Annotated in this window: 5 protein-coding genes; 3 read left to right on the top strand and 2 right to left on the bottom strand. The window is 69.6% G+C overall.

Translation table 11 applies throughout. From position 1 onward, the window contains the following. The first annotated feature begins 388 nt into the window (after positions 1 to 388). Positions 389 to 1,285 carry an SDR family NAD(P)-dependent oxidoreductase gene (locus A5625_RS25965; RefSeq protein WP_369830051.1) on the top strand — a complete coding sequence of 299 codons (897 nt, stop codon included), beginning with the start codon at positions 389 to 391 and terminating at the stop codon, positions 1,283 to 1,285. After that, positions 1,275 to 2,840, top strand: a complete 1,566-nt coding sequence (locus tag A5625_RS25960) for an AMP-binding protein (protein ID WP_067001115.1) — start codon at positions 1,275 to 1,277, stop codon at positions 2,838 to 2,840. The genes A5625_RS25965 and A5625_RS25960 overlap by 11 nt, the downstream gene beginning before the upstream one ends. A gap of 4 nt (positions 2,841 to 2,844) precedes the next feature. Here the strand turns inward: A5625_RS25960 and A5625_RS25955 are convergent, their stop codons facing one another. Then, on the bottom strand, positions 2,845 to 7,734 hold the full coding sequence (locus tag A5625_RS25955; protein ID WP_067001112.1) for a cation-translocating P-type ATPase: 4,890 nt from the start codon (positions 7,732 to 7,734) through the stop codon (positions 2,845 to 2,847). 160 nt (positions 7,735 to 7,894) lie between these two features. Further along, a complete protein-coding gene (locus A5625_RS25950; protein WP_082984559.1) occupies positions 7,895 to 8,860 on the bottom strand; it encodes a sigma-70 family RNA polymerase sigma factor in 966 nt (321 codons plus the stop codon). Positions 8,861 to 9,017: 157 nt separating this feature from the next. Here A5625_RS25950 and A5625_RS25945 point away from each other — a divergent pair. After that, positions 9,018 to 9,284: SDR family NAD(P)-dependent oxidoreductase (locus tag A5625_RS25945; RefSeq protein ID WP_156748575.1), on the top strand; the 267-nt coding region annotated here is incomplete at its 3' end.

Below are 9,284 nucleotides of genomic sequence, written 5' to 3'. Positions count from 1 at the left end.
TGGACAAGGCCGAAACGGCCATGCCCGACGCGGCAATGACAACTGCTGAACCAATGGAACGAATGACGTGACGTGCAATCATGCCGCCATTGTGCCCAACTGACGCGCCTCTTAAACACCTGAAACACCGAAATTACAGTGTTCTCATAGAAGAACCGCCGCTGATGCGGACGGGGCCGAGATCGGTTGTGCGCGGCGCTCATCCGGCCCGAGTGCTCAGGCTGATCCAGTCCACCCGTTGTCGAACCTGGCCGCTGCGGCCCTTTATGGCCGGGGCGGAGCGCGGGGCCGCCGTGCAATGTGGTCTGCTACTTGTAGTTACGAGGCGGGGACACGGTGAAGCAACAGCCAACCCCGGCAAGCGGCTCGAGTGAATGCGGCACCCAAGTTGAACGCAATAGCGCAGGCCCTGAACACCGTCACGGATCACGTGGCCAATCCCGCGCGGGTGTCGGATCCCGACAAGTTGCGCGGCGCCGTCTACGGCAAAACCGTCTTGGTCACCGGCGCCTCATACGGCATCGGTGAGGCGACCGCGCGCAGCCTGGCTGCCGCGGGCGCGACCGTACTGGTCGTCGCCCGGTCCGAGGACAAGCTCTGCGACCTGACGGCGTCAATCAACGCCGGCGGCGGTATGGCGGTCGCCTACCCGACCGACCTCACCGACGAATCCGCGGTGAGCAGCCTGACCAAGCAGATCACCGAGGAGCATGGCCCGCTCGACATCTTGGTGAACAACGCCGGCAAGTCATTGCGCCGCTCGCTGCATGACCAGTACGACCGGCCGCACGACTTCCAGCGCACCATCGACATCAACTACCTGGGACCGGTGCGGCTGCTGCTGGGTTTGTTGCCGGCCATGCGCAGCAACGGCAGCGGTCACATCGTGAACGTGTCGAGTGTCGCCGTGCGGGTGGCACCGGGTCCGCAATGGGGCGCCTATCAGGCGTCCAAGGGAGCCTTCGACCGCTGGCTGCGCAGCGTCGCCCCGGAACTGCACGCCGACGGGGTCGATGTCACCACCGTCTACTTCGCGCTGGTCCGAACCAGGATGATCGCGCCCACCCCGCTGCTGGGCAGCCTTCCCGGACTCTCACCCGACGAAGCCGCCGACGCCATCGCCAAGGCGGTCATCGAGCGGCCTCGCACCATCACACCGCCCTGGGTACTGCCGGCCGAGCTGGCCTCGGTGCTTTTGGCCGGCCCAGCCGACTACGCCGCCCGGCTGTGGCATCGCCGGTTCTTCACCGAGTCCGACACCGACGAGGCCGAAAATGACGAATGACCGCGTGGCCACCACTACCGCCCGGGCCCTGCTGCACTCCGGTCTGCTCAATCCGCCGGCACCCCTTGCCGGTTGGCGGCTTCTTCGCGAGGTACGCCGGGGCGGCACGAATCCCTACACACTTTTGGCGGTCACGGCGGCCCGTTGGCCAGACCGGACGGCGATCATCGACGACGAAGGCGCGTTGAGTTATCGCCAGCTGCAACACGCCACCGAGTCGTTGGCGCGGCGGCTGTCCGGCGATGGTGTTGCGCCCGGGCAGGCGGTCGGGGTGATGTGCCGCAACGGACGCGGTTTCGTAGCGGGTGTTTTCGCCGCTGCCCTGCTCGGCGCCGACGTGGTGCCGATCAATACCGAGTTCCGCAGCGATGCGCTGGCGGCCGCCGTCCAAGCCCATCGCGTCTCGACCATCGTCGCCGACAGCGAATTCGCCGAGCGGGTCCGTGCCGCGGACGAGTCGGTCGGCACCATCGATCCGGCGACGGTCGGCACCGATCAGGACGCCCGCAGGCCGGCCGTGGCGGCACCCGGCCGGATCGTGCTGCTGACATCGGGCACCACCGGTAAACCCAAGGGAGTGCCGCGCGCGCCGCAGCTGCGATCCGCGGTCGGCGTCTGGGTGACGATCCTGGATCGCACCCGGTTGCGCACTGGGTCGCGGATCTCGGTGGCAATGCCGATGTTTCACGGCCTGGGGCTGGGCATGCTGATGCTGACCTTCGCTCTTGGCGGCACCGTGCTCACCCACCGCGACTTCGACGCCGAAGCCGCGCTGGCCCAGGCGTCGCTACACCGCGCCGACGCCTTCACCGCGGTGCCGGTCGTGCTCGCGCGCATCCTCGAACTGCCCGATCGGGTGCGGGCGCGAAACCCGGTGCCCCACCTGCGGGCCGTCATATCCAGCGGAGACCGCCTCGACCCCACGCTGGGCCAGCGGTTCATGGACGCCTACGGCGACATCCTCTACAACGGCTACGGCTCCACCGAAGTCGGCATCGGCGCGCTGGCCACGCCGGCCGATCTGCGCGAAGCTCCCGAAACCGTTGGAAGACCCGTCGTGGGTTGCCCGGTGCGCATCTTGAACAAGAACGACCGGCCGGTGGGGCCGCGGGTCACCGGGCGGATCTTCGTCGGCGGCGAATTGACCAGCGAGGGCTACACCGATGGCGCGGCCAAAGCCGTCGTCGACGGCATGACCAGCACCGGGGACATGGGCTATCTGGACAACGCGGGCCGGCTGTTCATCGTCGGCCGCGAAGACGACATGATCATCTCCGGCGGAGAGAACGTCTACCCGCGTGCGGTCGAAAACGCGCTCGCCCAACACCCGGCGATCGCCGACAACGTGGTGATCGGCGTCCCGGACGAGCGATTCGGCCAGCGACTGGCGGCGTTCGTGGTCGCGCAGCCGGGAAGCGATATCGACGTGCAAGAGCTGCGCGAATACCTCAAGGGCCGGGTGTCTCGCTTCGAACAGCCCCGCGACATCAACGTCGTGGACAGCATTCCGCGCAACCCCACCGGCAAGGTGCTGCGCAGGGAGCTGTCCGGCTAGCGGCTCACTTTTCGCCGGGATCGTCGCCGGGCTCAAGGGCCGCCTTGTCGGCCTCCACGGCCTCCTCGGCCTCCTCGGCCGGCTCCAGGGCGGCGACCTGCTTGGACAGCCAGTTGGGTGCCAGCGCTGAGATCGCGGTGGCTCCCGCTGTCGAACCCAGCACACCCGACCAGGCGACCGGCCCCAGCGGCGTGCACCCGAAGAACTGGCTGAGCACCGGGGTTTGCACGATGCCGACCAGGACGCCGGCGCTGCCCAGCGCGGTCGCGATGACGAGCGGGCTGTGCCGGCGGGTCAACAGTGTCTGGGCCAGCTGAGTCGTCACCAGCGCGGTCAAACCCATTGTCGCGGTGCGGCGTTCGGTGCCCGGCGTCCAGCGACCGATGGCCCAGGCGGCCGTCGCGCCGGCTGCGGTGACGGCGCCGCGGGTGACGATCTGGCGCATCAGCGGCGCATCGAGTGAGGGCGTGGGTTCGGTCAGCACGATGCGCTGGTGCAGGCGCCGTGCCTCGTCGGCGGCTTCGGCGGATTCGTACTCGGCTTCGTCGGGTTCGACGTATTGCGAGGTGACCGCGACGGCGAGCGCGGGGAACATGTCGGTCAGCAGATTGACCAGCAGCAGTTGCCGCGTTCCCACCGGGGCGCGTCCGGCACCGAAGGCGGTCCCGATGATGGTGAACAACACCTCGCCGACGTTGCCGCCGACCAGGATCGTGACGGCATCGCGAACCCCGGCCCACATGCTGCGGCCTTCGACCAGGGCGTCCATCAGCACGCCCAGATCCTCATCGGTCAAGACGATGTCGGCGGCTCCGCGGGCGGCCGATGAACCGCGACCGCTCACCCCGATCCCTACGTCGGCCATCCGGATGGCGGCGGCGTCGTTGGCGCCGTCGCCGACCATCGCGGTCACCCGGCCACAGCGCTGCAGGGCGGCCACGATCTGCACCTTCTGCTCCGGGCTGACGCGGGCGAACACCTGCACATCGGCGACCAGCCTGGCGCACGCGTCCTCATCAAGACCGGCGAGTTCGGCGCCGGTCACCACCCGAGCGTCGCCGGGCAGGCCCAATTGCCGGGCGATCGCCCGCGCGGTGATGGGGTGATCGCCGGTGATCAGCACGACGTCGCGGTCTGCATCCAGCAGCGCTTCGATCAGCGGGCGCGCCGATGCCCGTGCGGTGTCGGCCAGTCCGACGTAGCCGAGCAGCTTGAGGTTCTGGGCCGCGGCGTCCACCGCATCGGCGTCCGTGTCGTCGTCGTCGGTCTCGTGCTTCCAGCCGCGCTGCGCCACGGCGAGCACCCGCAGGCCCTGTTCGGCAAGACCGTGCACCACCGCCTCGGCGCGCTCGCGGTCGGCTTCCGGATCGGGGAACTTGCATCGCGGCAGGATGACCTCGGGAGCTCCCTTGAGTACCAGCACCGGCGTGTCCGCGGGGTGGCCGTTGTCGTGGCCGACGGTGCCGATCGCGGCGGCGAAGCCACGACTGGACTCGAACGGCACCTCCGCGACCATCGTCCAGTCCGAATCGGTGTGGCCGTCCAGTGAACTCGCCGCAGTGAGAATCGCCTCGTCGGTGGCGTGTGCGTGGCCCTGGCCTTCCTGCGGCTGAGCGGACGCCCGCGCGGCGGCCCGTAGCAGGCCGGCCGATTCCGGATCCGTCAGCTTCGGGAAGGGGTCGTGCGGGTCGACCGCATCCGGCACGGCGCACACCACGCGCAGCCGGTTCTCGGTGAGCGTCCCGGTCTTGTCGAAACAGATCGTGTCGACGCGGCCCAACGCCTCGACGGTGCGCGGCGCGCGGACCAGGGCACCGCGCGCGGTGAGCCGCTGGGCGGCCGAGAGCTGGGAGAGGGTGGCCACCAGTGGCAGGCCCTCGGGGACGGCGGCCACCGCGATCGCGACGCCGTCGGCCACCGCCTGGCGCAGCGACGCGCGGCGCAGCAACGCCAACGCCGACACCGTCGCACCGCCGGCCAGCGTCAGCGGCAACACCTTGCTGGTCAGGTCCCGCAGCCGGGCTTGGATTCCGGCGGAGGTCTCCACGTCGGCGACCGCCGAGATCGCGCGGTGCGCGGCAGTGCCGACCCCGGTGGCGACCACGATCGCGCGGGCGTGTCCGGCGACGATGGTGCTGCCCTCGAACAGCATGCTGGCGCGATCGGAGTCGTTGACCGCGACGGCGTCGACCTGCTTGTCCACCGGCAGCGATTCGCCGGTCAGCAGGGACTCGTCGACCTCGAGGTCTTCGGCGATCAGCAGGCGGGCATCGGCGGGCACCACTTCGGGTGCGGCCAGGTCGATGACGTCTCCGGGCCGCAAGGACTTGGCGGAAACCGTTGCGGTGCGGGTCGCGTGCCGGGCGGCCTCGAGCCGGCGGCGGGTCGTCGCGACGGCCGGAACAACCACCCGGCGCACCAACTGATCCTGCTCGGCGAACAGCTCGGCTGCAGCGGATTCGGCCCGGAGCCGTTGCGCCCCACCGGTTATCGCGTTAACGGTCATGACGCCGGCGACCAGCAGCGCGTCGACGTTGCTGCCGACGATCGCCGAGGCCGCCGCGCCGACGGCCAGGATGGGAGTCAGCGGATCGGCGAGTTCGGTCCGGGTTGCCGACGCCAACCGCACCACGCTGTGTAGGGGTTTGCGCAGGGGCTCCAGCGCCGGGCTGTATGAGAGGTCGTCGAGGCGGCGTCGCCAGGACGGCTCGGTTTCGACCGCCATCGGTCGCGCGCCGCCGGCCAGTCTCGAGTAGACGATCTCGGGATCCAGTGCGTGCCAGGCGGTCAACGGTTGCGGTGTGGGGTCGGGCAACCGGAGCACCCGAGTGGCCGAGAAGGTCCCCGCCAGCAGGGCGGTGGCCGCGGCGGCATTGACCGGGTTGAGCCAGCGCCGGAAGCTCACCGGGCTGGTGCCCGCCTCTTGTTCACCGGTGACCAGCAGTAGCCCGGCCAGCGTGGTGCCGCCCTGTGCCAGGTGTACCGCCGATTCGCTGGCCGACCGGGCCACCGGGATCGCCGACAGGATCCGCACCGCGGCGGCCAGATCGGTCCCGGTGATGATGTCGGCGGTCCAGGCCGTCGCGGCGCGCGGATCGTCAAGCGCCACGCCGACATCGGCGATCGCGAGCGCGGCCAGGGTGTCGGTCGAGGCGAAGTCGCGATGCAGCGCGGTGATCAGCAGCACCGGCCCGCGGTCGGCTCGCAGCTCGCGGACCACGTTCAGCAGCGGTGTGCCGGGTGGATGCGTGGTGCCGACGCTGGCGGTGAGGTCCTCGGTGCCCGCGACGTGGCGTAGCACCACGCGCGCGCCGGTGCGGTTGGCGGTCTGAAAGAGCGGGATCGCGTACGGGTCGACCTCCCAGCCCACGTCGACGCTGCCGACGCATTCGCCGTCGACGATCAGGTCGGCACTTTCCAGGCCCTGCGCCGGGGTTGCCGAAGGCCCTTGAGCGCGAACCCATTTCAGCCGTGCGCCGGTCGCGGGCAACTCGTCCGGGTCGGGCTCGGGCGCCTCTTCGCCGTGCAGCAGCGCGTCGGCCACCTCATAGACCCGGTCGTCGTCCCAGCCGGGAGCGTCTCCGCGGACCCGCAACACCGCGCGATGATCGCCGCGCAGCGCGGCGCCGTCGATGACGACCACCTTCACCCGGTCCAGGCGGCGCAGCGCGCCCGGGTCCAGCACCAGTTGCCCGGAATTGGCGAGCCCGCGGCCCAATATCGCCGCGAAAGCCTGACGACCCATGTGCGCGGCCCTGGGCACCCCTGCTTCGATGGCCGCGGCCGCGTCTTCGGTGCCACCGCCGGCGACCAGCGCACTGACCGCCGCGATCAGCGAGCCGTTGGCCGCCGAATCGACATAGCTTTCCACCGGCCCGGCCATCGAGCCTTTTGCCTTGTCCATCGCGGCGTCGATAGTTCCGCCGACCACGACGTGTGAGGCGTCACCGGCGGCCGCCGCCGCCCAGCTGTGCCGGGGCACCTCGGACTTGGCCGAGGAGATGACCGGAACCACTGGCGCCTGCGGCCGGTCGGGGGAAGCCAGCTGCGGCTCGCGGTCTCGCCACACAGTGCGGTGCGCCGCCGCCTCGGAGATCTGCAGGGTGCGTTGCGTCAGATCCAGCAACGGTGTCCCGAACGATTGCGTCAGACCGTGCGCGGCTGCCGTCGTCGCGGCCAAAGCGATGTCGGTGCCGACCCGGCCCAACCGCGCCTCCAGGATCGACACCATGCGCGGTTGATGGTTGATCAGCGCGGCCGCCGCCCGGGTGGTCTGCGGCGCGGCCGGCAGCCGGGTCACCCAACCGGTGACCGCGGCCCCCATCGCGACGAGATCCATTGCCGCGGCGGTGAGTGGCACCAGAATCGCCAGGGGGTTACCCGGATCGGCGAATGGCGCGGAAAGCGGTGACGACTCCGACTTCGACCATCTGATGTCCGAGGCGACCGAGCAGACCGTCGCGCGCACCTCGTCCAAGACGGCGTCGTCGTCCGCATCGGCGGACAGTTCGACGACCAAGCGGCCGAGCGAGCCCTCGACATGAGCCTTGGCCACGCCCAGTATCCGGCGCACCGGCTCTTCCACGGCGGGCGCGTACTCGTGCCAACGGGGGAACGGCAGCAGTGGATCCAAGTCAAGGTGTATGCGGTGCCCGCTGTGCCAACGCACCGGCGGTAGTACGGGGGAGCCGTTGGACGAACTGTCCAATCCGATTGCTCGACCCGTCGTCTGAGCGACCGTCTGGACGACCGGGCCGGCAAGTTCGGTGACCGGACTGGCCACCATCTGCAGCGCTCCCGCTGCCCCGGCCGCAGTGGAGACACCGGCGCGCACTACCTGAGCGGCTCCGCCGGCGACACCGGCGACGACGCTGGAAACGCCGGGAATCTTCACTCGTCACCCTTCAACTTCGTCCACCGCGCCTAATGATCCTGACGTGTGAAGAACATGTCCACACGTGGGCCGGGAAGGTAAACCGTGCGACGACACCGATGACGATGCAGGTCGGGGCCTCCCTTAGGGAGCAAGGGTGCGATTACGTCCCTGGACAAGGTTACCGGGTTGGCGACAAACCAAACGTGCTGAACAAGCCGGGGTCGAGGAAGACGGTTATGGCGGCGACCCCGGTGCTGCCGGTGGTCAACACGTGGATCGAATGGGCCCGCATCGCCCCGTCGGCGGCGCGGCGGTATTCGGCAACGGCGGGTTGGGCATTCGCGGCCGTCGGAATCATCGCGATCTCGCCGGGCGCGGCTAGGGCGCGTCCGGCGAGGAACCGCAGCACGGCGTCGCGGCCGGTGAACCACACGGGCAGCGGCGGCATTTCGAGTTTGACGTCGGCTTGCAGCAGTGCGGTCAACGCCGCCATGTCCGCGTTCTCGAATGCCGCGCAATACCGGTCGAGCAATTCCCGGCGTTCGGCGTCGCCGGGCTCGGACATGTCCTCCTCGACCGGCGAGAGCTCGGCAAGGTGGGCCCGGGCGCGCTGCAGCGAACTGTTCACCGCGGCGGGCGTGGTTTCCAGAAGCTCGGCCACCTCGGCGGCACTGAACTGCACAACGTCGCGCAGGATCAACACCGCGCGCTGACGCGCCGGCAGCTCATGCAGGGCGGTCATCACGGCCAGTCGCACGCTCTGCTTCGCGGTCACTTTGTCTTCCGGACCGTCCGGGGCGCTGGACATCAAGGCGTCGGGAATGGGCTCGAGCCACGCGTGTGCGCCGGCCTTCGCGTCGAAGTCGGCGTCCGGATCGATCGAGCCGTCGCCCACTCCCATCGGCAGCACGCGGCGGGCGCGGTTCTCCAGCGCACGCAGACAGGCGGTGGTGGCGATCCGATACAGCCACGTCTTCAACGCCGCGCGTTCCTCGAATGCCGCATAGCCGCGCCAACCCCGCAGATAGGTCTCCTGGACCAGGTCTTCGGCGTCGTGAACCGATCCGAGCATGCGGTAGCAGTGCGCGATCAGCTCGGCACGAAAAGGCGCCGCCTGCTCGACGAAATCCTGCTGCGCCGGCACCGCCATCTCCTCTCGGTGAGTGAAGAACCTACTCCGTTAGAGACATCGGGCCCCCGAAATTCATCGGTTGTGACGCGATGAATCTCCGCGGCGCGCCGTATCTGAATTAGTGAAGGCGCGTCGCCGCCGCGGACCATGTCAGGAAGCGAGAACGACCATGAACCAGTCCCGGACCACCCACGCCGACCGGCTCGTCGGCACCACCGCGGTCGTGACCGGGGCCGGCCGTGGATTCGGCCGTGCCATCGCCGCCGCACTGGCGGCTGCCGGCGCGCAGGTCGTCGGCGTCGCGCGGACCAGAGCGCAGCTCGAAGAGGTGCACACCCAGCTCGGCGACTCGTTCACCCCGGTGGTGGCCGACGCCGCCGATCCGTCGACGGCCAGCCGGCTTCTCGATCAGCACCGGCCGCGCACAGCACCAGTG

The sequence above is a fragment of the Mycobacterium sp. 1465703.0 genome (assembly GCF_001672975.1).
Taxonomy (GTDB): Bacteria; Actinomycetota; Actinomycetes; order Mycobacteriales; family Mycobacteriaceae; genus Mycobacterium.
This window is presented reverse-complemented; position numbering and strand designations above follow the sequence as displayed.